The sequence below is a fragment of the Pseudomonas sp. GW823-FHT02E01 genome (genome assembly GCF_058797535.1).
Genome location: NZ_JBXAJS010000003.1, coordinates 184,732 through 209,503 on the forward strand (window position 1 = coordinate 184,732; position 24,772 = coordinate 209,503).

The 24,772-nt window shown below is 58.0% G+C and carries 22 protein-coding genes; 19 read left to right on the forward strand and 3 right to left on the reverse strand.

Translation table 11 applies throughout. The features are described from left to right. The first annotated feature begins 97 nt into the window (after nt 1-97). From AC1RDQ_RS08160 to AC1RDQ_RS08235, 16 genes are all read left to right on the forward strand, one after another. Nucleotides 98-1,162, forward strand: a complete 1,065-nt coding sequence (locus AC1RDQ_RS08160; protein WP_057715085.1) for an amidohydrolase family protein — start codon at nt 98-100, stop codon at nt 1,160-1,162. Next, nucleotides 1,162-2,013 (forward strand): fumarylacetoacetate hydrolase family protein, encoded by an 852-nt coding sequence (locus AC1RDQ_RS08165; RefSeq protein WP_057715084.1) that lies wholly within the window; start codon nt 1,162-1,164, stop codon nt 2,011-2,013. Before AC1RDQ_RS08160 ends, AC1RDQ_RS08165 begins: the two co-directional genes overlap by 1 nt. A gap of 13 nt (nt 2,014-2,026) precedes the next feature. Beyond that, nucleotides 2,027-2,929 (forward strand): 3-hydroxyacyl-CoA dehydrogenase, encoded by a 903-nt coding sequence (locus AC1RDQ_RS08170; RefSeq protein WP_057715083.1) that lies wholly within the window; start codon nt 2,027-2,029, stop codon nt 2,927-2,929. Further along, nucleotides 2,926-4,101 (forward strand): thiolase family protein, encoded by a 1,176-nt coding sequence (locus AC1RDQ_RS08175; protein ID WP_057715082.1) that lies wholly within the window; start codon nt 2,926-2,928, stop codon nt 4,099-4,101. Before AC1RDQ_RS08170 ends, AC1RDQ_RS08175 begins: the two co-directional genes overlap by 4 nt. 1 nt (nt 4,102) lies before the next feature. Further along, entirely contained in the window at nt 4,103-4,606 is a 504-nt protein-coding gene (locus AC1RDQ_RS08180; RefSeq protein WP_198530241.1) for a carboxymuconolactone decarboxylase family protein, read from the forward strand. A 139-nt stretch (nt 4,607-4,745) separates the two neighbouring features. Then, nucleotides 4,746-6,023: a cytochrome P450 gene (locus AC1RDQ_RS08185; protein WP_057715081.1), complete on the forward strand. Its 1,278-nt coding sequence runs from the start codon at nt 4,746-4,748 to the stop codon at nt 6,021-6,023. A 201-nt stretch (nt 6,024-6,224) separates the two neighbouring features. Next, nucleotides 6,225-7,532, forward strand: a complete 1,308-nt coding sequence (locus AC1RDQ_RS08190) for an amidohydrolase family protein (protein ID WP_057715080.1) — start codon at nt 6,225-6,227, stop codon at nt 7,530-7,532. Nucleotides 7,533-7,645: 113 nt separating this feature from the next. Beyond that, the gene (locus tag AC1RDQ_RS08195) at nt 7,646-8,794 is read left to right on the forward strand and encodes an acyl-CoA dehydrogenase family protein (RefSeq protein WP_057715079.1); all 1,149 of its coding nucleotides are present in this window, start codon (nt 7,646-7,648) and stop codon (nt 8,792-8,794) included. After that, entirely contained in the window at nt 8,794-9,867 is a 1,074-nt protein-coding gene (locus AC1RDQ_RS08200; RefSeq protein ID WP_057715078.1) for an acyl-CoA dehydrogenase family protein, read from the forward strand. Before AC1RDQ_RS08195 ends, AC1RDQ_RS08200 begins: the two co-directional genes overlap by 1 nt. Next, nucleotides 9,864-10,664: a crotonase/enoyl-CoA hydratase family protein gene (locus tag AC1RDQ_RS08205; protein WP_057715077.1), complete on the forward strand. Its 801-nt coding sequence runs from the start codon at nt 9,864-9,866 to the stop codon at nt 10,662-10,664. The genes AC1RDQ_RS08200 and AC1RDQ_RS08205 overlap by 4 nt, the downstream gene beginning before the upstream one ends. A gap of 42 nt (nt 10,665-10,706) precedes the next feature. Then, on the forward strand, nt 10,707-11,831 hold the full coding sequence (locus AC1RDQ_RS08210) for an acyl-CoA dehydrogenase family protein (protein WP_057715076.1): 1,125 nt from the start codon (nt 10,707-10,709) through the stop codon (nt 11,829-11,831). A gap of 24 nt (nt 11,832-11,855) precedes the next feature. Further along, nucleotides 11,856-12,407 (forward strand): glutathione peroxidase, encoded by a 552-nt coding sequence (locus AC1RDQ_RS08215; RefSeq protein WP_057715075.1) that lies wholly within the window; start codon nt 11,856-11,858, stop codon nt 12,405-12,407. A gap of 4 nt (nt 12,408-12,411) precedes the next feature. Then, complete coding sequence (panC, locus tag AC1RDQ_RS08220; protein WP_057715074.1) at nt 12,412-13,293, forward strand: pantoate--beta-alanine ligase; 882 nt, start codon at nt 12,412-12,414, stop codon at nt 13,291-13,293. Continuing rightward, a complete protein-coding gene (locus AC1RDQ_RS08225; RefSeq protein ID WP_057715073.1) occupies nt 13,290-14,147 on the forward strand; it encodes a cache domain-containing protein in 858 nt (285 codons plus the stop codon). Before panC ends, AC1RDQ_RS08225 begins: the two co-directional genes overlap by 4 nt. Before the next feature lie 42 nt (nt 14,148-14,189). Further along, nucleotides 14,190-14,927: an alpha/beta fold hydrolase gene (locus tag AC1RDQ_RS08230; RefSeq protein WP_057715072.1), complete on the forward strand. Its 738-nt coding sequence runs from the start codon at nt 14,190-14,192 to the stop codon at nt 14,925-14,927. Beyond that, nucleotides 14,927-16,120 (forward strand): MFS transporter, encoded by a 1,194-nt coding sequence (locus tag AC1RDQ_RS08235; RefSeq protein WP_057715071.1) that lies wholly within the window; start codon nt 14,927-14,929, stop codon nt 16,118-16,120. The genes AC1RDQ_RS08230 and AC1RDQ_RS08235 overlap by 1 nt, the downstream gene beginning before the upstream one ends. 687 nt (nt 16,121-16,807) lie before the next feature. Here the strand turns inward: AC1RDQ_RS08235 and AC1RDQ_RS08240 are convergent. Both AC1RDQ_RS08240 and AC1RDQ_RS08245 read right to left on the reverse strand, forming a co-directional pair. Continuing rightward, nucleotides 16,808-17,257: an Xre family toxin-antitoxin system antitoxin gene (locus tag AC1RDQ_RS08240; protein WP_057715070.1), complete on the reverse strand. Its 450-nt coding sequence runs from the start codon at nt 17,255-17,257 to the stop codon at nt 16,808-16,810. Nucleotides 17,258-17,456: 199 nt separating this feature from the next. Beyond that, nucleotides 17,457-17,711, reverse strand: a complete 255-nt coding sequence (locus AC1RDQ_RS08245; protein ID WP_057716617.1) for a helix-turn-helix domain-containing protein — start codon at nt 17,709-17,711, stop codon at nt 17,457-17,459. A 111-nt stretch (nt 17,712-17,822) separates the two neighbouring features. On the opposite strand from AC1RDQ_RS08245, the gene AC1RDQ_RS08250 reads away from it, so the two are divergent. The 3 genes from AC1RDQ_RS08250 to AC1RDQ_RS08260 all read left to right on the forward strand — a co-directional run bounded on the left by AC1RDQ_RS08250 (nt 17,823) and on the right by AC1RDQ_RS08260 (nt 21,547). Next, the gene (locus tag AC1RDQ_RS08250; RefSeq protein WP_057715069.1) at nt 17,823-18,404 is read left to right on the forward strand and encodes a VspR family transcription factor; all 582 of its coding nucleotides are present in this window, start codon (nt 17,823-17,825) and stop codon (nt 18,402-18,404) included. Then, on the forward strand, nt 18,401-19,786 hold the full coding sequence (locus AC1RDQ_RS08255; protein WP_057715068.1) for a DEAD/DEAH box helicase: 1,386 nt from the start codon (nt 18,401-18,403) through the stop codon (nt 19,784-19,786). The genes AC1RDQ_RS08250 and AC1RDQ_RS08255 overlap by 4 nt, the downstream gene beginning before the upstream one ends. A gap of 480 nt (nt 19,787-20,266) precedes the next feature. Beyond that, nucleotides 20,267-21,547: a serine/threonine transporter gene (locus AC1RDQ_RS08260; RefSeq protein ID WP_057715067.1), complete on the forward strand. Its 1,281-nt coding sequence runs from the start codon at nt 20,267-20,269 to the stop codon at nt 21,545-21,547. Between the two features lie 346 nt (nt 21,548-21,893). Here the strand turns inward: AC1RDQ_RS08260 and acnB are convergent, their stop codons facing one another. Further along, nucleotides 21,894-24,494, reverse strand: a complete 2,601-nt coding sequence (acnB, locus tag AC1RDQ_RS08265; RefSeq protein WP_340316407.1) for a bifunctional aconitate hydratase 2/2-methylisocitrate dehydratase — start codon at nt 24,492-24,494, stop codon at nt 21,894-21,896. Between the last annotated feature and the right edge of the window lie 278 nt (nt 24,495-24,772).

A 24,772-nucleotide genomic window follows, 5' to 3' on the forward strand; every position in this document is an offset into this window, starting at 1 on the left:
GCCCCTGGCTTCCCCTTTCGCGGCAGTTTGATCCTGGTCACGTGAAGGCACTGCGCCAATAACCAATAAAAAAGTGCCAACTTCGAGGTACCTAGACATGCTTATCGATCTACACGCCCACGCACCCCACCCTGGCTATTACAACCAGCACCCGCACTGGGGGCCGTTCTTCGAGCAACACGCCGACGGCGATATCAAGCTGCGTGTAGGTGATTGGATTCTTGGTCTCGGGTCGCCAGAGCGTAAGGCTGCCGTGCGCTCCGGTAATGGTCCCAAGCTTGAGGAGTATTTTTCACGCTGGGCTGACCCAAAAGTGCGCCTGGCCGGTATGGATGCCGCAGGGCAGAACCTGCAGGTGGTTTCCGTCCCGTCCCATTGCTACATGTATTGGACTGAAGCCGAATTCGCCGTGCCATTCGCCCGCACCGTCAACAGCACGCTGGCCGAGTACTGCTCCGCAGCTCCTGATCGCCTGATGTTCTGGGCTCATGCACCGCTCAATGCACCTGAAGCGGCGGCGGCTGAAATACGTCACGCTTGCACAGAGCTGGGCGCCAAGGGCCTGGTTGCTGGCGGTGCCAACTTCGGCGGTCTGGAATTCGATTCGCCGGAACTTGATGTGGTGTGGAGAACCCTCTGTGACCTGGACCTGCCGATTTTTGTACACGGCTATAACCAGTCCGTTACCTGGGGCAAGAACGCTAACAGCGACCGCTACGAAACCACCGCTATCGTCGGCATGCAATACGACGAAACCCGTTGTTTCTGGAACCTGATTTGCGGCGGCGTGCTGGATCGCTTCCCTGACCTCAAGGTTTACATCACCCATGGCGGCGGTTATGTCCCGTACCAGCTCGGTCGCCTGGCCAAGACCAATGAAAACCTCGACGTCAAATACAACAAGAAGCCACTGCTCGAGTACATGAAAAACTTCTACTTCGACGTAGAGTTGCATGAAGTACCGATGCGCCAGGCTCTGGTCGACATCATCGGTGCGGACCATGTGCTGTACGGCAGCAACTTCGGCGGTAGCGATGCCGTGCGCCACGATCTGACCCACGGCCTGAAGTTGTCCGATGCGGACATGCGCAAGATCCGTTATGAAAACGCATGCCGCTTGCTGCACCTGGATCCTGCCAAGTTGGGCAAGGTAGGTGGCTGATGAAACTGGCGCGATGTGAGTATTTTTCTACCGGCGTCTTTTGGGCTGTGGTGGATGTCGCTCAAGATCAAGTGACACCCATTTCCGGTGATTTCAAGGATTGGGCACCGGCGGTAGCCGCCGGGCGCGGTATCAGTTCGGTGCGTTTTGCCGGGCCATCGCTGCCGCTGTCGAAGGTCCGCCTGCTGCCCCCGATTGAACCGATTAACCGAGTGGTAGTGGCGGGTGCCAACTACGCCAAGCACCTGGTGGAATTCGGATTGCAGGCACCGGCTCAGCCAGTGGCTTTTCTCAAGGCTTATGGCGCGCTGATTGGCGCCAATGACTCGATCCGCTTTCCACCGTTGACTGAAGAGCTCGATCACGAAGTTGAACTGGTGGCCGTCATCGGCACCGAAGAAATCGACTTGGAAAACCCGCTTGCTTGCGTGCTCGGCTACACCGTCGGCAATGACGTCAGTGCGCGTGACCTGCAACGTAGTGGGCCGGCAGGTATCGGCATGGACCTGTTCGCCGCCAAAAGCCAGGACCAGACCACCGGTCTTGGGCCCTGGATCGTGACCAAGGATGAGTTTCCCGAGGGCTCACCACGCTTGCGCCTGACCCTGAAAGTGAATGGTGAAGTGCGTCAGGACGGCTCTACCGGTGAAATGACTTGGGATGTTGGCCAGCTGATTCGCTTCGTGCAACAGCGTTCGAGTTTTGCCAGTGGCGACGTGCTGTTCACCGGCTCGCCGGCGGGAGTGGGGATGGGCACCGGCTTGTTCCTCAAGGAAGGCGATGTGGTCGAAGCCAGCGTCGAAGGCATTGGCACGTTGCGCAATGTGGTCAGTAAAAAGAACCGCGCCTAATCGAGAGCCAAACATGAACGCCAATAAAGAAAAAGTAGTCGTGGTGGGTGCCGGTCTGATGGGCACCGGTATTGCACATGCGTTCGCAAGCGCAGGTTTCAATACGCTGTTGGTCGATACCAATGCCGCCTCGTTGACGAGCGCCCGGACAAGCATCGAAAAGATCCTTGCCGATGGTGTGCGTCTGGGCAAGGTCAGCGAAGAACAAGCTCAGCAATCGCTGGCCAATCTGCTGACGTGTAGCGACTTGAGCGAAGCTGCGATGGGGGCCAACTGGCTGGTGGAGACAGTCTCCGAGCAGTTGGCGGTGAAGAAGGCGGTGATTGGCCAGGCGGCGCCGCTGCTGGCGGCGGATGCCATTATTGCCACCAATACGTCGGCCCTCAGCGTGACCGAGATTGCGGCGTCGGTGGATTGTGCCGATCGCGTGATCGGCATGCACTTCTTCAACCCCGTGCACAAAATGAAACTGGTGGAGCTGGTGCGTGGTTTGGCCACCAGCGATGAAGTGGTGGCGCGCACTCGCATTCTGTGCGAGCAGATCAATAAAACCTCGATCGTGGTCAATGAGTCGCCAGGACTGACCACCAGTCGAATGTCTGCGCTGCTGGGTAACGAGGCGATGTGGATGCTCCAGGAAGGCACCGCAACCGCCGAGGACATCGACACGGCGCTGCGCCTGGGCTTCAACCACCCGATGGGTCCATTGGAATTGGGAGACTTGACCGGCTGGGACACGCGGCTGTCGGTACTGCGTTATTTGCACCAGACCTTGGGCGAAAAATTTCGACCTTGCCCGCTGATCATCAAAATGGTCGCCGCCGGACGACTGGGGCGCAAGTCCGGGCACGGGGTTTACCGTTATGAAGAGGGTAAGCAAGTTCCGGGTTCAGGGCTCAAGGCGAGTGCGCTATGAAAGACATCGTCATTGTTGATGCGGTACGAACGCCCATCGGCAAGTTCCGCGGCAGCCTTTCCGGCGTACGCGCTGATCACCTTGGGTCGTTGGTGATCAGCCGTTTGCTGGAGCGGGTCGATGTCTCGCCGACGTTGGTCGATGACGTGATCTTCGGCAATGTCACGCAAATTGGCGAACAGTCCGCCAATATTGCCCGCACGGCGTTACTCGGCGCTGGCTGGCCGGTCACCGTTGCGGGGCTGACTATCGACCGTAAATGCGGTTCGGGTGAAGTGGCAGTGCATATGGCCGTTGGCGCCATCGCGGCGGGTGCCGCCGATATTGTGGTGGCCGGTGGCGCGGAAAACATGAGTCGCGTGCCCATGGGCAGTAACCGTGAGATCCACGGCGCGGCATTTGGCTGGATGGCGGCGCAACGTTATGAGCTGACCAGTCAGGGGGAGGCGGCCGAGCGTATGGCTGACAAGTGGGCGCTCAGCCGCGATGCGCTGGACGATTTCGCTTTCGCCAGTCACCAGCGTGCAGCGGCTGCCTGCGATGCCGGTTATTTCGATAATGAAACAATACCGGTGGTGGTTGAAGAACTCCGCGAAAAAGAGCTGTCGGAACCCGCTGGTGTGTTGCGTCACGATGAAACCATTCGTCGTGATACGTCGCGGGAAAAACTGTCGACACTTAAAACCAGTTTTCGTCCGGACACCGGGCGCATCACCGCTGGTAACTCGTCGCAGATCTCCGACGGTGCGGCAGCGTTGCTGCTGATGAGTGCCGACACCGCGAAAAAGCTCGGCCTCAAAGCACGAGCGCGTGTCGTGGCCTTCACCACAGTCGGCTCTGACCCGACATTGATGCTCACCGGCCCGATTGCCGCTACTCAAAAGGTACTTGCCAAGGCAGGACTGAGTATCAATGACATTGATCTGTTTGAGGTCAACGAAGCTTTTGCCTCCGTGCCGCTGGCCTGGATGCAGGAGACCGGTGTGCCGCACAGTAAGTTGAACGTCAATGGTGGCGCCATTGCCCTCGGACACCCATTGGGGGCTAGCGGCGCTCGCTTGATGACCACGATGTTGAATGAGCTCGAGCGCCGTGGCGGGCGTTATGGGTTGCAAGCCATTTGCTGCGCCGGTGGCATGGGCACGGCGACCATCATCGAACGGCTCGATTGAGATGGCTCGCTTGCCGTTGATTCCCCTGAATGCCATGCCGGCCGCGTTGCAAGACGCGGTCGAGCGTGGTCAGAGCAGTCGCATGCTCAGCTCTACGACGCCGGTGCAGGTCTGGGCACATCGACCAAAGGTGGCGTTGGCCTGGCTGGGCTTAATGGAGAGCCTGCACAGCGACAGTCTGCTGGATGAGCGCTTGCGCGAACTGGTGCGGCTGAAGATTGCCAGCATCACCACCTGCAAGGCCTGCCAGCTGGCGCGCAAATCCGATCGTGTGACGGATGAGGATATTGCGTGCATGGCGACGGACAGCGAGTACTTCACGCCAGCCGAGCGTGCAGCGCTGCGCTACGCCGAGTTGTTTGCCAGCGATTACCTGAGCATCGATGACGAGCAATTTACTCAACTGGGCGCGTTTTTCTCCACCGCCCAAGTGGTAGAGCTTGGAATGTACTGCGCGCTGATGTTGGCCGGTGGCCGCATGACATTGGTGCAACAGGCCTACTGAGCAGGTCGCTCATCTAAAATAGTTGATCGAATTATTGAAAAGTGTCCAATACTGTCCTGCTCAGGCCTATTATTAGCCGAAAGGTATAGCCTTCTGCAGGCTAACTCAGAAAATAATGACAATAACAACGGAGACGATCATGTCCACACCGGTACAGAGCGACCTGACCAAGGTATTTACCGACGTCGCCAGCAATTATCGCGGCACCAGTGATATCGATCTTCACGCGACCTACAGCGAGATGCGCGCCAATTCGCCTGTGCTCCAAGACAACTTCATGGCCCGTCTGGGCGTGCCATCGATTGCCGGCCTGGATGCCGAGCGACCCACCTTCACGTTGTTCAAATACGACGATGTCATGGCCGTCATGCGTGACGCCGGTACATTTACCAGTGGCTTTATCGCCGAAGGGCTGGGTGCGTTTTTCGATGGCCTGATCCTCACGGCAATGGATGGTGATGCCCACAAGAGCATGCGTAATCTGCTGCAACCGGTATTCATGCCGGAGACGGTCAATCGCTGGAAAGAAACCAGGATCGACCGGGTTATTCGCGAGGAATACATCAAGCCGATGGTGCCCGCCAAAGGGGGCGACCTGATGGACTTCGCCCTGTATTTCCCGATCCGGGTGATTTACTCCTTGATTGGCTTTCCTGAGGATCGCCCTGAGCAAATCGAGCAATACGCCGCCTGGGCATTGGCAATCCTGGCCGGTCCGCAAGTCGACCCGCAGAAGGCCGCCGCCGCCCGTGGCGCTGCCATGGACGCCGCACAAGCGCTGTATGACGTGGTGAAAGTGGTGGTAGCGGAACGTCGGGCTGCGGGCGCATCGGGGGATGACTTGATCAGCCGGCTGATTGGCGTCGAGTACCAAGGGCGTTCCCTGGACGATCATGAGATCACCACCTTCGTGCGCTCACTGCTCCCGGCTGCCAGCGAAACCACGACCCGCACCTTCGGAACCTTGATGGCATTGCTTCTGCAAAATCCGGATGTGCTGGAGCGGGTGCGCAATGATCGTAGCCTTGTAAACAAGGCCATCGATGAAGCGGTGCGTTTTGAGCCCGTGGCCACCTTCAAGGTGCGCCAGGCCGCCAAGGATCTGGAGATTCGCGGTGTGCCGATCCCCAAAGGGGCAATGGTGCAATGTATCGTTACCTCCGCCAACCGCGATGAGGACGCGTTCGAAAACGCCGATAAATTTGACATCGACCGCAAACCAAAACCTTCGTTTGGCTTCGGCTTTGGCCCACACATGTGTATCGGTCAATTCGTTGCCAAGACCGAGATCAATTGCGCACTGAATGCGATCCTCGACTTGATGCCCAATATCCGCCTCGACCCAGACAAGCCGGGGCCCCAGATCGTCGGTGCACAGCTGCGCGGTCCGCATTACCTGCATGTGTTGTGGGACTGAACGGCGTCCGTACCCCTCTTGTAAATCCTCTGGTTGAACCGCGACAGGTCTTGCGCCTGCCGCGGTTCAACGCGTTCTGCCTCAAGGGTTTTTCCGCGCACCGGAATTAATATGAACACATTCAAAAAATGTGTTTAATTAAGTCGCGATGTGCACTATGATTCAGGCACAACAACAAGCCCGAATGCGAAGGGGAAAACAATGAAAGTTGAAGATCTGATTCTCGTCAGTGTCGATGACCACGCGATCGAGCCACCGAATGCTTTTGCTCGCCACATGCCTGCGCGCTTCAAGGGGCGTGAACCTCATGTGGTCAAGAAAGGCGATCGTGACGTGTGGGTCTTCGAGGAGCAGGCCACAGGCTACATGGGCCTCAACTCCGTGGTCGGTCGACCGAAAGAGGAATACGGCATGGAGCCGTTGGGCTACGACCAAATGCGCCGTGGTACCTGGAACATCAAGGACCGTGTCGACGACATGAACGCCAACGGCGTGCTCGGTTCATTGTGCTTTCCAACCTTCCCGGGCTTTGCCGGGCAACGCTTCCAGGTCCACGCTGACCGCGATGTGTCGATGGCCGCTATCCAGGCCTATAACGACTGGCATTTGCACGACTGGTGCAACGCAGCGCCAGGTCGCTTTATTCCCCTGATGATCGTGCCGTGGTGGGACATGAAAGCCGCTGCCGCCGAAGTCGAGCGCCTGGCCAGACAGGGCGTGCATGCACTCTCGATGTCGGACAACCCGGCGATTCACGGCTACCCATCGATTCACAGCGATTACTGGGATCCACTGTGGAAGGCCTGCAGCGATAACAAGGTGGTGATCTGCTGCCATATCGGCACCGGCGTTAAAGCCCAGCACGCATCGGATATGTCGCCCATCGACGCCTGGATTACCTCCATGCCGATTTCTATCGCCAACTCCGCCGCTGACTGGATCTGGGCGCCGATGTGGAAGAAATTCCCGGACCTGCGCATGGCTCTTTCTGAAGGTGGCATTGGCTGGATTCCGTACCTGCTGGAGCGCGCTGACTTCACCCACCGTCACCACAACGCGTGGACCAACTCCAACTTCGGCGGGAAGATGCCTAGCGACATCTTCAACAAGCACTTCATCACCTGCTTCATCGAAGACAATTTCGGGCTGAAGAACCTCGACTACCTGAACGCCGACATGGTGACCTGGGAAAGCGATTACCCGCACTCCGACTGCACCTGGCCGAACTCGCCGGAAACAGCGTGGGAAGGGTTGCAGCACCTACCAAAAGAAATGATCGACAAGGTCACTCACTTGAACGCAATGCGCGAATTTTCCTTTGATCCGTTCTCCATCCACGGTCGGGAAAACTGCACAGTCGGCGCGCTGCGTGCTCAGGCGACACACGTCAGCATCGAACCGGCCCTGGGCCTGGGCGGCGCCGACCATGGTCGTCACGACAACAAACCAGTGACTTCCGGCGACATCAACGCGATGTTCGCCCAGGCTGACGCGCAAACCGCGTTGTAAGTTGCCGCTGTTCTCTGCAGTCGTCGGCCAACGGCGACTGCGGGGGGCGGTTGCCGTCCTGTGGTCGCTTCATTCGAAGCGATTGCGCCTGTGTTCAGCGTTAGAGAGCGCATATGGCCATCAGTCAATTTACCTACAGCAGTATTCCTCCCGAGGCTGAGGCGCTTCGCGCAGAAGTGCGGGAGTTTATCCACGAAACATTGGCCGATTACCCGCCCACCCGGCGCGCCGAGTCCTGGATGGGCTTCGACGCCGGGTTCAGCAAGAAACTCGGCGCTAAAGGCTGGGTCGGCATGGCTTTGCCCAAAGCCTACGGCGGCGCAGAGGCGGGGCCTTTTGCCCGCTATGTGATCATTGAAGAATTGCTGGCCGCCGGTGCGCCAGTGTCGGCCCATTGGATCGCCGACCGCCAAAGCGGTCCGCTGATCAATCGCTTCGGTACCGAGCAACAAAAGCAGCATTACCTGCCGGCCATTTGCCGAGGTGAAAGTTACTTCTGCATCGGCATGAGCGAGCCCAATTCCGGATCGGACCTGGCGTCGATCAAAAGCAATGCCGTGTGTGAGGGTGATAGCTGGCTGCTCAATGGCCAGAAGGTCTGGACCACTAACGCCCACCATTCGCAGTACATGATTGCCCTGGTGCGTACCGGTGAAAAACAGGCCGCCCGGCATGAGGGCATGTCGCAATTCATCGTCGACCTGAGCCTGCCCGGCATCACCATCCGGCCCATCCGCGACCTGGCCGGTGGCGAGCACTTCAACGAAGTGTTCTTCGACAATGTGCGGTTGGCTGCTGATGCCTTGATCGGTACTGAAGGCAAAGGTTGGGAACAAGTGACCGCCGAACTGGCCTTCGAGCGTAGCGGTCCAGAACGGTTCCTCAGCTGCATGGCGCTGCTGAAAACCCTGATCGATGCGCTGGGCAAGACCCCCAACGCGTTACAGGCACGAGAAATCGGGCGTCTTTCGGCCAAGCTGCTGACCCTGCGCAATATGTCATTGTCGGTCACGGCACAGCTGGCAGCGGGTGAGCACCCAGCCTGGGCGGCTTCCTGTGTGAAAGACCTCGGCAATGCCTTCGAACAAGAAATCCCCGAGGTGGCCCAACTGCTGCTGGAAACCGAGCCACGGCAAGACGGCGGCAGCGAGCATGCCCGCGTGCTCGCCTACCTGACTCAGATGGCGCCCTCGTTTTCACTGCGCGGGGGCACTCGTGAAATTCTGCGCGGCATCATTGCCCGCGGCCTGGGGTTGCGATAATGCGCGAGATATTTGAAACGACGATTGAACGCCTGTTTGCCGATTTGGCGACGCCCGCTTATGTAATGGGCTGTGAGGGCGGGGAATGGCCGGCGGATTTATGGGCCGCGCTGGATGAGTCGGGCTTCACTTTGGCGGGTGTCAGCGAAGCGCTGGGCGGAGCCGAAGCCAGTTGGGCTGATATGTATGTGCTGGTGCGTGCCGCCGGACGCTTTTCCGTTCCGGCCCCATTGGGTGAGGCCTTGCTGGCCAACTGGCTGCTGAGCAAGACCGGTCTGGAGGGGCGAGCTGGCGCGCTGAGCATGGCTGCCAATGCCAGTCTGGTGCTCGATGGCGAGCGCGTTAATGGCACCGCCTATTCGGTACCTTGGGGGCGCAATGTCGAAGAGGTCGTCGCGATTGCCAACAGCTCGACGGGTGTTCCGCATGTGGTGTTGCTATCGCGTAGCACTGCCAGCGAACTCACGCTCAGTCTGAATGTGGCTGGCGAACCGCGTGATGACCTGGGTTTCACCAGCGCCCAGGTACTGGCGCAAGTGCCGCTGCCCAACGGGTTCGACGCCAATGTCCTGGAGCTGGGTGGCGCGATGCTGCGCGCGGCGCAGACCGCCGGGGCATTGCATGCGCTATTGGACATGACTGCCAATTATGCCGGGGAACGCAAACAATTCGGCAAGACCATCGGCTCGTTCCAGGCCATTCAACAGCAACTGGCGGTATTCGCGGAACAAGCCGCCGCCGCCGGGATTGCCGCCGAGGCGGCCTTCGTGGAATCCCGCTCAGGACTCGCAGCGCTGACCATTGCAGCAGCAAAAATCAGCAGCGCAGAAGCTGCCAGCGTCGGCGCCGGCATTGCCCATTCAGTGCACGGCGCCATCGGCTTCACCGAGGAATACCCCTTGCATTTGCTCACCCGGCGGTTGTGGGCGTGGCGCAGCGAATTCGGCTCGGCCAGCCTTTGGAGCCAGCGGCTGGGCGTCCGGGTTTGCCAGGGTGGCAGCGAGGGGTACTGGCCGTTACTGACAGGTCATGGCCAACAATCATTAACCCGACTTGTGAGTGATCCGGTATGAGTCAGTTTCTTCAGATTGAGCGCGATGGCGGTGTTGTCACCGTGCGCATGAACCATCCCGAAACCCGCAACGCCCTGACGACGCCCGAGCAGATTCAGGAATTTGTCGACCTCTGTGCCCAGTTACGTCGCGATCCGACGGTGCGGGTCATGGTGCTCACCGGTAATGGCAGCGCCTTCTGTGCCGGCGGCAACGTCAAGGACATGCATGAGCGTGGCGGCATCTTCGCCGGCTCGCCTTATGAGCTGCGCAATACCTACCGTGATGGCATTCAACGTATTCCCCTGGCGATCTACGAGCTGGATATCCCGGTGATCGCCGCCGTCAACGGCCCGGCGATTGGTGCGGGCCTGGATCTGGCGTGCATGTGCGACATCCGGCTGGCAGCGCCCAAGGCGATCTTTGCCGAGAGTTTTGTGCGCCTGGGCATTGTTCCGGGTGACGGCGGCGCCTGGCTGTTGCCGCGGATCATCGGCATCCCGAAAGCCAGCCTGATGGCGTTTACCGGTGACGCTATAGATGCTGCAAAAGCGCTGGAATGGGGTCTGGTAGAGCAGGTCTGCACCCATGAAACCTTGCAGTCGGAAGCGCAAGCCTTGGCGCGGCGGATCGCCAGCAACCCGGGCCATGCGTTGCGGCTGTGCAAGCGCCTGCTGCGCGAAGGCCAACATATGCGACTCGACTCGCTACTGGAATTGTCTGCTGCGTACCAGGCACTCGCCCATCACACCGAAGACCATCAGGAAGCGGTGGCCGCCTTTGTCGACAAACGCGAGCCGCAATACCGGGACCGCTGATTACTCAGTGCCAACAACAAGAATCGATCTGGAGTAAGCAAGATGCGTGGCGTATTTCGAGAAGACCACAACATGTTCCGTGATCAGGCCCGCCGTTTCGTGGACCGCGAAATCGTGCCTTACCTGCACGAGTGGGAAAAGAACGGCATCGTGCCCAAGGAAGTCTGGCTCAAGGCCGGCGAGAACGGCTTGCTGTGCTCCACGGTGCCCGAAGAATACGGCGGCCCGGGAGGCGACTTCGGTCATTCTGCGGTGATGATCGAAGAACTGGCGCGAGCCAACGCCACCGCGGTTGGTTTTACCACTCACTCGGAAATCGTCACCCCTTACATCGTTGCCTACGGCAGCGAGGAGCAGAAGCAGCAATGGCTGCCGCGCATGGTCAGCGGTGAATTGATTGGCGTGATCGCCATGAGCGAACCAGGCATCGGCAGCGACCTGCGATCCATGCGCACTTCGGCGCGCCGCGACGGTGATGACTACATCGTCAACGGCCAGAAGACCTTCATCACCAACGGCGGCAATGCCGGGCTGGTGGTGACCGCCACCAAGATTGATCCTACGGCCAAAGAGCTGACCTTGATCTGCGTTGAAGAAAGCCGTGCGGGTTTCGCCAAGGGACGTCTACTGGAAAAGATCGGCCTGAAAGGGCAGGACACCGCCGAGCTGTTTTTTGATGAGGTACGGGTGCCGGTTGGCAATCGATTGGGCGAGGAGGGGATGGGGTTCAAATACCTGACTCACCAATTGGCCTGGGAACGCTTGATCATTGCTATCCGTGCCGCCCAATCGATCGACACGCTGCTGGAAGAAACCATCGGCTACACCCGTGAACGCAAAGTCTTTGGCAAACCGGTTCTCGACTTCCAGAACACCCGCTTCAAGCTTGCCGAAGCCAAGGCCCAAGCCACCATGTTGCGGGTGTTCGTCGACGACTGCCTGGCCAAGGTGATGCGCGGCGAGTTGACGCCCGAAATCGCAGCGATGGCCAAGCTGCTGGGATCGGAAATGCAGGGCAAGCTGCTCGACGAGTTCCTGCAACTGCATGGCGGCTACGGCTTCATGAGCGAATACAAAATCAGCCGCGCTTGGGTCGACGCGCGAGTGGCCCGCATCTATGGCGGCACCTCGGAAATCATGAAAGAAATCATCGGCCGTACCCTTTGAAGCCAACCTGCATGAGGCAGACAAATGAGTAACTCCCTTTACGATATTTCGCTGAAGCAGATCGATGGCAGTGCCAGCCGCCTTAGCGATTATCGGGGCAAAGTCCTGCTGGTGGTCAACCTGGCTTCTAAATGTGGGCTGACCCCGCAATATGAAGGTCTGGAAAAGCTCTACCAGAGCAAGCATTCACAAGGGCTGGAAGTGCTGGGTTTCCCTGCCAACGATTTCAGGGAACAGGAGCCGTATAGCGATGCGGAAATCGCCGAGTTCTGTTCAGTGAACTATGACGTTCACTTCCCGCTGTTCTCGAAAATCTCGGTTGTCGGTACCGAGCAGCATCCTCTCTACGCTGAGCTGACCGCCGCGCAACCTGAGTCCACAGGCGAAGGCCCAATGCGCGAGCGTCTGCTGGGTTACGGCATCGAGTCTGCCAACACGACGGACGTGCTCTGGAACTTCGAGAAGTTTCTGATCGATCGCCAGGGTGCGGTCGTCGCTCGTTTCGCTCCGGACGTTGCAGCGGATGATCCGCGGTTGCTTGAGGCAATCGAGGCGCAATTGGCCAAAGAGGCGTAACGCGGTGCAGACAGTCGATACGGTTGGCGCGTTGCGTGCGCTCGTTGCCCGCGCCCGGGGTGAGAACAAGAAAGTCGCACTGGTGCCGACCATGGGCAATTTGCATGACGGTCATATCGCCCTGATTCATTGCGCAAAGCAGCGAGCGGACTTCGTCGTCGCCAGCATCTTCGTCAACCCACTCCAGTTCGGGGCCAATGAGGACCTGGCCAACTATCCCCGCACGCCCGATGCTGATCGCGAAAGACTGGTCAATGCCGGGTGTGATGTGCTGTTTGCCCCCGCTGTCGAACAGATCTATCCGGATGGAATGCTCAATCAGGCCATCGTCAGTGTGCCGAACGCTTCTGAAGGTCTTTGCGGTGCGGCACGCCCTGGTCACTTTGACGGCATGGCCACAGTCGTCGCCAAGCTGCTGAACATTGCCCAGCCAGACGTGGCGGTTTTCGGGGAAAAGGACTATCAGCAGCTGGCAGTCGTGCGCTCGATGGTCAGGGATCTCAACATGGTGACTGACGTTGTCGGTGCACCGACGATCCGGGCCGCGGACGGCTTGGCATTATCCTCGCGCAACGGCTATCTGACCGAGCATGAGCGCTCGGTAGCCCCCGTCCTCTACGCTTGTTTGAAGCAAATGGCGGCGAGTATCCAGCTCGAGAGGAGGGTGGCTGAGCGCCAGTTGATTGAATGTCATCAACGTATCAGCGACGCCGGTTTTCAACTGGAATACTTTGAAGTCAGGAATGCCCAGGATTTAACACCTGTGAAAAGCACCGATACTCACTTTGTGATTCTGGTGGCGGCGCGCATTGGCAAAACACGGCTCATTGACAATCTGACGGTGGACCTTCGGGCATCGGAAACTTCACCAGAGGAACAACAATGAGTCTTTATCGAGCGTTCGCTGCGTTGTGCCTGTGCTTTTTCTCCCTCGTCGGCTTTGCTCAGCAAGCACCGGTGGACGCTTACAGTGCTGACACCCAACGCGCCAATGCCTTGTTGGTAAAAGCTGTTGCCGAGTACAAAGCCAAGGGCGACTCCGCGTTGGCCGAGTTCAGTCGGCAGGGGGCCTTTATCGATGGTGAACTGTACATCTACGTGGTCGATACCTCCGGTGTGATGCTCGCCAGCGGTGGGCCTTCCGTTTCGCTGGTCGGCAAGCCGGTGTTCAGCGTCCTGGACGACGACCTCCAGGCGGCATTCAAGCATGCCATTGCACAGCCGGACGACGGCATTGTGCGTAGCGCCGAATACCGCTGGTGGAACTGGCAACACGCCAAGGTCGAGCGTAAACGCGTGTTCTATCAGCGCGTCAAGGATCGGTTGATCGTCGTGGGTTACTACATGCCACGGTCCTCCCCCGAACAGGCACAACAGCTGCTTGGGCAGATTTCGCGACAAGTTGCCAACGACGCGAAAACCACCTTCGGGCTCATTAATCAGCACGATAAACAGTTCACCGAGGATGATCTGTATGCCTTCGTGGTGGATCTCAAGACCAAGCGGTTTGTCGCTCACGGTTTTTCGCCCCGGTTGATCGGCACCGACTTCAACTCATTGCGCTCAGTCGATGGCAAGCCGATTGGCGAGGACATCCTCGAACAGATGAGCGGCCATGAAACAGGTGAGATCGCTTATCTGTGGCGTAACCCGATTACCGGGCAAAACGAATACAAGAGAACTTTTCTGCAGCGGGTAAACGGGTTCGTCGTCGCCGTGGGTTGCTATGCAGTCAAGTGATCAAGACAGGTACGACCGGTACCCACTCTCAGGAGCGTGCGCATGACTGATTTGGTATTGCTGCATGGCGGCAACCACGGCTCCTGGTGTTGGGGGCCCTTCGTTGAGGCGCTCAACCAGCAGCCTGGATGCTTCGAACGAGTAATTACCCTGGATATGCCAGGATGCGGTACCAAGCGCGGCCGTGATGTTGGGTCCCTGCGGCTCGATGATGTGGTTGATGAACTGAATGAGGACCTGCGTGCACTCGGCGTGAACCAGGCCGTCCTGCTTGGACATTCCATCGCGGGAGTTTTGCTTCCGATGATGGTCATGGCCGCTCCCCAACTGTATTCGCAGTTGCTATACCTGGCTTGCGCATTGCCCAGTGAAGGCCAATCAATTCTGCAGCTGCTTGGCACCAGGCTGCATGGCGAAAGCCCGGACCATGTCGGCTGGCCGCTGGACCCGGCGCAAACAACCCCTCAAGTGCTGGCCGTGGCGATGTTCGGTCAGGACTTGAGCGAGCAAACCCTTGGTTGGTTGTTAAGCGAAGTGAGCCAGGACACGACGCCACTTTGTGTTGCGACAGACTCCATCAGTCGCGTGGGATATCCGGGAATCATTCCGGCGAGTTACATCATCACCCTGCGCGACAACATCCTTCCCGTCGACTGGCAGCGGCGTTTTGCTCAACGTGCCGGCGCGGGCGTGGTTATCGAGATCGATACGGCGCACGAGCCGTTCGTATCACACCCGCAGTTGCTTGCGGATGTCGTACGGGGCCTAGAGCGGCAGTGATGGGCGACATCGGTGTTTTAAGCCGCAGTAATGGCAAGGCTATCGGCAGCAACTGGTTGATCCTGTCCATTATCTGCTTCAACTTTATCTCGTACGTCTGCAGTGGCTTGCCACTTGCAGTGTTGCCGGGCTATGTCCTCAATGACCTAGGCCTGACCTCGGTTTTTGCCGGCGTGGTGATTAGCTCGCAGTACCTGGCGACGCTCCTGGCTCGTCCGTTGGCCGGTGGCGTGGCTGACCGCCAGGGCGCCAAATACGCAGTGGTGTGTGGGCTCAGTGGCTTGATGTTGAGTGGCACCCTGACCGCGCTTGCGATCATCTTGCCCACCCAACCCTGGTTGACCCTGACACTCATACTGCTGGGCAGGCTGGTGTTGGGGGCCTCCACGGCCATGATCTCCACGCCTTGCTGCACCTGGGCCATTGGGTTATGTGGTGCGCCTCGGGCAGCACAGGTCATGTCGTGGAACGGAATAGCGGCTTACGGTGGTACGGCAGTCGGAGCGCCGCTGGGCGTGCTGCTGCGTAATTCGTTGGGTATCGCCAGTGTCGGGCTGTGCACGGTGTTGCTAGGCCTGATATTCCTGATTTTGGCGCTGGGCAAGCGCCCGGCGCCTTTGATCACAGGCGCCCGATTGGCATTCTATCGAGTTCTCTTCGCGGTCATGCCCAATGGTCTGGTCCTGGTGTGCAGTTCGGTAGGGTTTGGCGGCCTGACGGCATTCGTCGCACTGTACTTCGACAGCCAGGGCTGGGACCACGCCGCCTACTGTTTGAGTGGGTTCGGGGCTGGCTTTATCGTTGCCCGCTTGTCCTCGCCGGGAATACTGCAGCGATTCAGGGGCTACAAGGTGGTGGGCGGCTGCCTGCTTATACAGACCCTGGGCATGCTGCTGATATGGCTCGCGCCATCTCCTGCACTGGCAATTGCTGGCGGTGCGCTGACCGGGATAGGGGTGTCATGGGTCTATCCGGGGTTAGGGGTGGAAACACTGTCCAGCACTCCGGCGGCCAACCGTAATTCGGCGCTCAGTGCACTTTCTTTATTCTTTGATATCGCAGTGGGGCTGGCCGGCCCGGTGATGGGCCTGGTTGCTTCTGGCCTAGGCTATGCGGCGATATTTCTCTGTGCTGCGTTGATGTCGATGGGTGGATTTGTTGCGGTGCTCTATTTGTGTAGGAATAAAAGGTAGGAGCGATAAGAGGTGCTGTTGGTACGGATATCCGGCCCACGGCACAGCGGCGGTACTCGACAGCGGCTATCAAAAAACGGTTACCAACGCTACCACTTGGAAGACCCACTAGTAATGGCTTGTCGCTGGAAGGTTGTTAAGGCGGCATTCCGTTCCCGATTCCGAAAATCGGCACGAGGTCATCTGGAGTGGTCCAGCTTTCGCGGTGGACGTTGACTGGGCGGTGACGCGTCTCCCGTGGGGCGAGCTGTATCCCAGACGATGCGCATGAATGGCTCTTTATTAATGTTGTAGTGGAGGGTTTTCAACGCCAACGACTGCGCAATTGGTTGTCGCTTTACGGTGATCGACACCTCAGTGACTTGCCTGCTTTCTTGTCGTGAAGCTAGCGCCAAACATTCAGAACTAGCAGTCCGTCAGCATCGGGTTGCCTCTGCGCACACGGAACGATAGTCGTGAAATGGCCTGTCTCCGATCCTGATGGCTGTGCCCGATTCGTTCGTGGACAGACGCAATGATTCGCATCGACTCCATTCACCTCGACGTCAAGCGCATGGTCATGAGCACTGACATCGCGGTGGCGCGGATCGTGGAGGTCTTCGGTGCGGCGATGCCGCCGTCTATTCCCGGTCGGTTTAGCTGGAGGAAGAATCTCTCAATTCTGCGTTGCACCGACGTGCCCAACGATCAAAATGCGTACCCTTCAGCAACCTGTATTAGTAACTGCTCAACCTGGTGAGTGCCTTGTTTGGTTGAGAGCATTGCTATTGGACTTTTCCCAGAAAAATGATCCTTAGGCTTCGAGAGCCACGAACTGGCTTTCTCTCTTCTACCAAAAAGTACTTCTGCCATAGCGGCGATGTAGGCATGTCGAAATAAGCGCTCACTCTCATCCACCGTGAGTCTCTGCCCGAGCGTCAACCTGGAGCTGAGTGTCTTGTAAGGGATGATCTGGTCGCGTTGTTGCGGGGGGATTTTGCCCTGCTCGCAAAAAATGTTGATCCGATCGGCTAAAAAACCGGCATTGATCATCTCATGGATGTCCGAGTCTGAAGCGTCGATGGGGACATTGAGAAATTCTGACAACCGGTCCCGGAAGTCACTATAAGAATTCTCGTTCAGCACTTCGGCAAGCATGGCGCACCTTCATGGTTGGATCTTTGCCACTTAGTATCTGGCACATTGTATCGCATGAAAGCGCGCAAATTTTTACGGCCGCTGCCGCATGGGGTCATTTAGAACTGGAGGGGGTAGGGAAGCGCCCAATCACTAGGGCGTTCGGTCGGGGAAAAAATAATAGGGATAGCTAAATTCATGTCGACGCATGCTTGTTGGCTCAGTCGCTTGCCGCCAAATCAGAAGCCAATTCGTGAAGAGACAGCGCTTCAGGCAAGAGGAATTGAGGCTCGCATTCCAATACGCTAGCTATGCGATATAGCTTTTCCACGGTGATGTTGACTTCACCACGTTCAATACGCCCCATATAGCTACGATCGACACTGCAGGCATGCGCCAAGGCATCTTGGGAAAATCCTTTGGCCTTCCTTTGTGTCCGTATTCTTTCGCCCAATGCCTTTGCAAGCTGATGCATAACCGCCTCGGTTCCCATTGAGGCGGCACTATCGTGCGTTTGCGGATGAATCAACCACGGATTATAATCCGCATTTTGGCTGTTCCGCGAATTTCCCTTCCAGGTGCCTGCATGAAACCCGATTCATTCATCCTCGACAGGCGGCTCTACGACCTGTTTCAGCAGGGGCATCTACGCCAGTTTACGACCCAGGATCTACGTGACGCCTACGCTGCGCACCTGACGGGTATGACGTTCAACAGCAGCGACTTGCGTCGATATGTCTATGAGCAGATCCGACGCATGCTGCGTACCGGATGGGTCATTCAGGATGAAAAACGACAGAAGCGGGGTCAGATCTATCACTGGCAGGGTATTCCAGCGAACTTGCAGGTGGAACTCATCGATAATGGGTACGAGAGCAGTGCTAAGCCGGTGAATAAACCGTCTCATCAGCCCTTACAAAGCATTGACCCAGAGCAGCCAGGTCCAGATGTGATCGAGCACCTGGAATCCATACTCAAAGAGATTCGGCTCGATTTCCTTTCCTCGATGGGAGAGGCAGAGCGCTATAAGCAATTGCTTGACGAGATGCCGCACCTGAAAGACCAAGTCGAAGGTGAGTATCTGGAAGCTCGAGACCGAAGCTCTCGTCTTTTAGGACATCTGCGAGCGGTCGAAAAGACGCTCAAAACAGTCATGTCCGCGCGATGAAAGCATCACCGAGAAAATGGCAGAGCCAATGCATTGAAATTGCGCTTGAGCACTACAAAACAACACCACACTTCTTCTGTCAGGCGACTCCAGGGGCGGGTAAAACTCGAATGGCCGCTGAGCTGGCTCGACAACTGTTGGAGCAGGGCAAGATTGATCTCGTACTCTGTTTTGCTCCGTCATGCCAAGTAGTCGACGGCTTTCGCTCGACATTCTCCGCTGTATTGGGGAGGCGCCTTGATGGACTTATTGGCGCCGTTGGAGCTGCAAGTACCTATCAGGCCATGGAGCACCAGGATGACGACTTCTGGAAGCTTTTCGATGACTACCGTGTGCTTGCGGTGTTCGACGAGATCCATCACTGCTCCGGATACGATCCGCTTTTGAGCAACGCCTGGGGGCAACAAATTTTACTGAAAATGCAGGATCGTGCCGCCTTCACCTTAGCTCTATCGGGGACACCATGGCGTTCCGATGACAGAGGCATTGCGCTGGCTCGTTACTCCAACCCGGAAGGTCGATTGATTTGCGACTATCGCTACGGCCTTAAAGAAGCCATTTCCGATGGGGTTTGCCGGTCACCTCGCATCGTTCTGCTAGATAACCAGATGTTAAGGCTCAAAGAAGATTCTGCGAGCGACAGTACCGTCAAGCTTTTTCCTAGCATCGCTAAGCTACTGCATGAGTCTCCGGTCTCATACGAGGACCTGATTTGTCATGAGGATGCGCTCAACCAGTTGCTCAATCTGGGAAGCAAGAAGCTCGATGAAGTGCGGATGCTCAAACACAATGCCGCGGGCTTGGTTGTCGCCACGAATATCGAGCATGCTCACCAAGTCGCTATGGCGTTGAAGGACAGGGGCGAAAGCTTCCAGGTCGTGACCACCAAAACCCCGGACGCGCAACAGGTAATCAACGGTTTCAAAAATAGCGATTGCCGTTGGATTGTTGCTGTGGGAATGATCAGCGAGGGAACTGATATCCCTCGGCTCCAGGTATGCTGCTATCTCAGTCGAATTCGTACTGAGCTGCATTACCGTCAGGTCCTGGGAAGAGTCCTTCGTCGTATGGGCGAGATTGACGATCAAGCTTGGTTGTTCGTCTTGGCGGAGCCGACACTAAAGCGATTCTCACAGCGTATCGCCGATGATTTGCCGGAAGATTTGGCTGTCGTGTGCGCTGTAGGTGCATCAGCACCTGAGGCTTGCTCGACAGACGGTGAGTTGGATAGCTCGATTCGCTGTGCGCTGAAAGAACCATTCACCTCAGCCCCTACCGCTTCAGTACAGGAGGTGTTACCCCCGGGCGATCTGGCTTCTGTATCGACTTATCAAATAAGCTTTTCGAAAAGTTATCGCCAGCAATTGCTGGCCGTTTTCTGATGTGTTGCTTATCCAACACCAGGTCGTAACAGCCTTGGCCCAATCGCCGAGAAGTTCCGCTATCTAGCGGTTTTGCCTCCGGTCGACGGTAGCCTCTAGGTCGTTTTGTCTAGTGCGCTTACCGCGGAGTAATGGGTGAATGGTCACTCACCTCTCACGTAATAATTAGGGAGTGATACCCATTTTCGGGGTTCACTTTGTCACTCTCAAACGTCTGAACTACCTCGAAAAATGGCCTGTGGAGTCCAAGCGTCCGTTCAAAGATCGTGAAAAAAGTCCAAACAATACTGAAAACCTACGGCAAGCTCGCTCCCACAGGGGACTTTCGTCTATCTGGTACCACCGTTCCTCACCTAAGTCTTTGCTTCTGCTCACTAATCCTCCAGAATCGCGCCCCTGTTTCGGCCGGGCGCCGCCTGTCGGGTATTCCGACGCGTCCTGGCCGGGTGGCAAGTGACCGGAATGTGGAGATCCCACCGGATGAATGATCAGGCCAATAGCGTTAACGAACGCTATGTAGACGCGACACCCGCGACGCTTACGAGCTGGAATCGCCAAGACACCACCTGGATGCTGGGGCTGTTTGGCACGGCGATTGGTGCCGGAACCCTGTTTTTGCCGATCAACGCAGGCCTGGGCGGTTTCTGGCCGCTGCTGATCCTGGCGTTGCTGGCGTTTCCGATGACGTTCTACGCACACCGCGGGCTGACCCGTTTCGTGTTGTCCGGTCGCGAAGGCGCCGACATCACTGAAGTGGTGGAAGAACATTTCGGCATCAAGGCCGGCGCGCTGATCACGCTGTTGTACTTCTTCGCGATCTTCCCGATCCTGCTGATCTACAGCGTGGCGCTGACCAACACCGTGGGCAGTTTCCTTGAGCATCAATTGCACATCACGCCGCCACCGCGCGCCGTGTTGTCGCTGGTGCTGATCCTTGGCCTGCTGGCCGTGGTGCGCTGCGGCGAGCAAATGATCGTCAAGGCCATGAGCCTGATGGTTTACCCGTTCATCGTGGCGCTGCTGTTTCTGGCGGTGTACCTGATTCCGCACTGGAACGGCGGAATTCTCGCCACCGCGAGCCAAGTGCCTGCACCGTCGGCGCTGCTGCATACCCTGTGGCTGGCGATTCCGGTGATGGTGTTCTCGTTCAACCACTCGCCGATCATCTCGGCGTTTGCGGTCGACCAGAAGCGTCGTTATGGCGAACACGCCGAGGAACGCAGCTCGCAGATCCTGTCCCGTGCCCATCTGTTGATGGTAGTGATGGTGCTGTTCTTCGTCTTCAGTTGCGTGCTGACCCTGTCGCCAGCGCAACTGGCTGAAGCCAAGGCGCAGAACCTGTCGATCCTGTCGTACCTGGCCAACCACTTCAGCAATCCGACCATTGCCTTCGCGGCGCCGTTGATTGCCTTCGTGGCCATTTCCAAGTCGTTCCTGGGGCACTACATCGGCGCCAGCGAAGGCCTCAAGGGTCTGATCGTCAAGAGCGGCAAGCGTCCGTCCGCCAAGGCCCTGGACCGTATGACCGCCGCGTTCATGCTGGTGGTGTGCTGGATCGTCGCCACGCTGAACCCGAGCATCCTCGGCATGATCGAAACCCTCGGTGGCCCGGTGATCGCGGCGATCCTGTTCCTGATGCCGATGTACGCCATCCGCAAGGTGCCGGCGATGGCACGCTATCGCGGTCAGGCGTCCAATGTCTTCGTGACGGCGGTGGGCCTGGTGGCGATTTCGGCGTTGGTCTATTCGCTGAGTGCGTGATTGCTGTTTGATTTGCTGAGTAAATAACGGCTGATCCGGTTTTCGGGTCGGCCGTTTTTTTTTGGAGGGGCTCGGGGGTATTCGGTCTGCCGCGGTCGGCTGTAGGAGCGAGCCTGCTCGCGAAAAACGCCGGGACACCGCGGGGATTCAGACAGCCTGCGTTATCGTTGACGACCATCGCGAGCAGGCTCGCTCCTACAGAGGTTCGGGGACCTCAGTCAGAGCCAGGTCGGCTCGCGGAACAAATAGCAGCCATTACTCCAGAAACGGATATACACACAAAAAACAGCCATAAAAAAACGCCGCTCATCTCACGATGGGCGGCGTTTTTCATTGCGTTGCAACGTTAGGCTTGAACGACCGGGATGTTGGCGTTCGCAGCAGCTTCACGGAACTCGGCGATCTGGTCGAAGGACAGGTAGCGGTAGACATCGGCCGCCATGCTGTCGATCTTGCCAGCGTATTCCATGTACTCCTCGACGGTCGGCAGGCGACCCAGGATGGAAGCCACGGACGCCAGCTCGGCCGAAGCCAGGTAGACGTTCGCGCCGTCACCCAGACGGTTCGGGAAGTTACGGGTCGAAGTCGACACTACAGTCGAGTTCGGCTCTACACGTGCCTGGTTACCCATGCACAGCGAGCAGCCTGGCATTTCCATGCGAGCGCCGGCCTTGCCGTAGATGCCGTAGTAGCCTTCTTCGGTCAGCTGGTGAGCGTCCATCTTGGTCGGCGGCGACAGCCACAGACGGGTTGGCAGCTGACCCTTGACCTGTTCCAGCAACTTGCCGGCGGCGCGGAAGTGACCGATGTTGGTCATGCACGAGCCGATGAACACTTCGTCGATCTTCTCGCCAGCAACGCTGGAGAGCAGGCGAGCGTCGTCCGGGTCGTTCGGCGCGCAGAGCACAGGCTCCTTGATGTCGGCCAGGTCGATCTCGATGACTTCGGCGTATTCGGCGTCTTTGTCGGCTTCCAGCAGCTCAGGGTTGGCCAGCCAGGCTTCCATTGCTTGAGCGCGACGTTCCAGAGTACGTGCATCGCCGTAGCCTTCGCCGATCATCCAGCGCAGCAGGGTGATGTTGGACTGCAGGTATTCGGCAATCGACTCTTTGGACAGCTGGATGGTGCAACCGGCAGCCGAACGTTCAGCCGAGGCGTCAGACAGTTCGAACGCTTGCTCTACGGTCAGTTTAGGCAGGCCTTCGATCTCCAGGATGCGACCGGAGAAGGCGTTCTTCTTGCCTTTCTTCTCTACGGTCAGCAGGCCAGCCTGGATCGCGTAGTAAGGAATGGCGTGAACCAGGTCACGCAGGGTGACGCCTGGCTGCAGTTCGCCTTTGAAGCGAACCAGGATCGACTCAGGCATGTCCAGCGGCATGACGCCGGTGGCTGCGGCGAACGCAACCAGGCCGGAACCGGCCGGGAACGAGATGCCGATCGGGAAACGGGTGTGGGAGTCACCACCGGTACCGACGGTGTCTGGCAGCAGCATGCGGTTCAGCCACGAGTGGATGATGCCGTCGCCCGGACGCAGGGAAACGCCGCCGCGGGTCATGATGAAGTCAGGCAGGGTGTGGTGGGTGGTCACGTCGATCGGCTTAGGGTAAGCCGCGGTGTGGCAGAAGGACTGCATCACCAGATCGGTCGAGAAGCCCAGGCACGCCAGGTCTTTGAGTTCGTCACGGGTCATTGGACCGGTGGTGTCCTGGGAACCCACGGTGGTCATCTTCGGTTCGCAGTAGGTGCCCGGACGAACGCCGGTCACGCCGCAAGCCTTGCCGACCATTTTCTGCGCCAGGGTGAAACCCTTGGTGCTTTCAGCCGGAGCTTCAGGCTTCTTGAACAGGTTCGAAGGTGGCAGACCCAGCTCGGTGCGAGCCTTCTCGGTCAGGCCACGGCCGATGATCAGCGGGATACGGCCGCCAGCGCGAACTTCGTCCAACAGCACCGGAGTCTTCATTTCGAAGGTGGTCAGGACTTCGTCGGTGCCGTGCTTGCACACTTTGCCAGCATGCGGGTACAGGTCGATCACGTCGCCCATGTGCATGTTGGAAACATCGAATTCGATTGGCAGTGCGCCGGCATCTTCCATGGTGTTGTAGAAGATCGGAGCGATTTTGCTGCCGAAGCAGAAACCGCCGGCACGCTTGTTCGGTACATAAGGAACGTCGTCGCCGAAGAACCACAGTACGGAGTTGGTCGCCGATTTACGCGAAGAACCGGTACCGACCACGTCACCGACGTAGGCGATAGGGAAACCGGCGTTGCGCATTTCTTCGATCTGCTTCATCGGACCGGTGACGCCTTGTGCGTCAGGCACGATGCCGTCGCGAGCCATTTTCAGCATGGCCAGGGCGTGCAGCGGGATATCTGGACGGGACCAGGCATCAGGAGCAGGGGACAGGTCGTCGGTGTTGGTTTCGCCAGTGACCTTGAACACGCGCAGGCTGATCTTGTCGGCCAGGGTCGGGCGCTTCACGAACCACTCGCCGTCAGCCCAGGATTGCAGCACGCCTTGGGCGTGAACGTTACCGTTCTTGGCTTTTTCAGCGACGTCGTGGAAGGCGTCGAACATCAGCAGGGTGTGCTTGAGTTCTTCGGCCGCTACTGGAGCCAGTTCGGCGTCGTCCAGCAGGTTAACCAGAGTCACGATGTTGTAGCCGCCCTGCATGGTGCCGAGCAGTTCAACAGCGCGCTTCTTGTCGATCAGGGGGGATTTGGCTTCGCCTTTGGCGATGGCGGACAGGAAGCCGGCCTTTACATAGGCTGCTTCGTCCACTCCAGGCGGAACGCGATTGGTGATCAGGTCAACGAGGAATGCTTCTTCGCCAGCCGGGGGATTTTTCAGCAGCTCGACCAGGCCTGCAGTTTGTTCGGCGTTTAGCGGCTGGGGAACGATACCCAGTGCTGCGCGCTCTTCGATATGTTTGCGGTAGGCTTCAAGCACAGTTATTACCCTCATCAGTGGTCCCAAATGGGTGTCCGGGACGCTCATCCCGAAATTGCCGTACTCATGCGCTGCATGGCGTTGTGAGCCACTTAGCCAGAATTACCGACAATTCCTTACAGAAGCTGCTTTCAAAGTTTTACGCCTGCAGAACGGGAGCTGATGAGGGTTGGCGTTGGGCTTTTCCCCGCTGGAAAAACCCCTCGCCAACACCGCTCTGAAGGAACGACTGTGCTCGTGACGCTTTGAAAACAGCTTCTAACGGACATTGGCGCCTA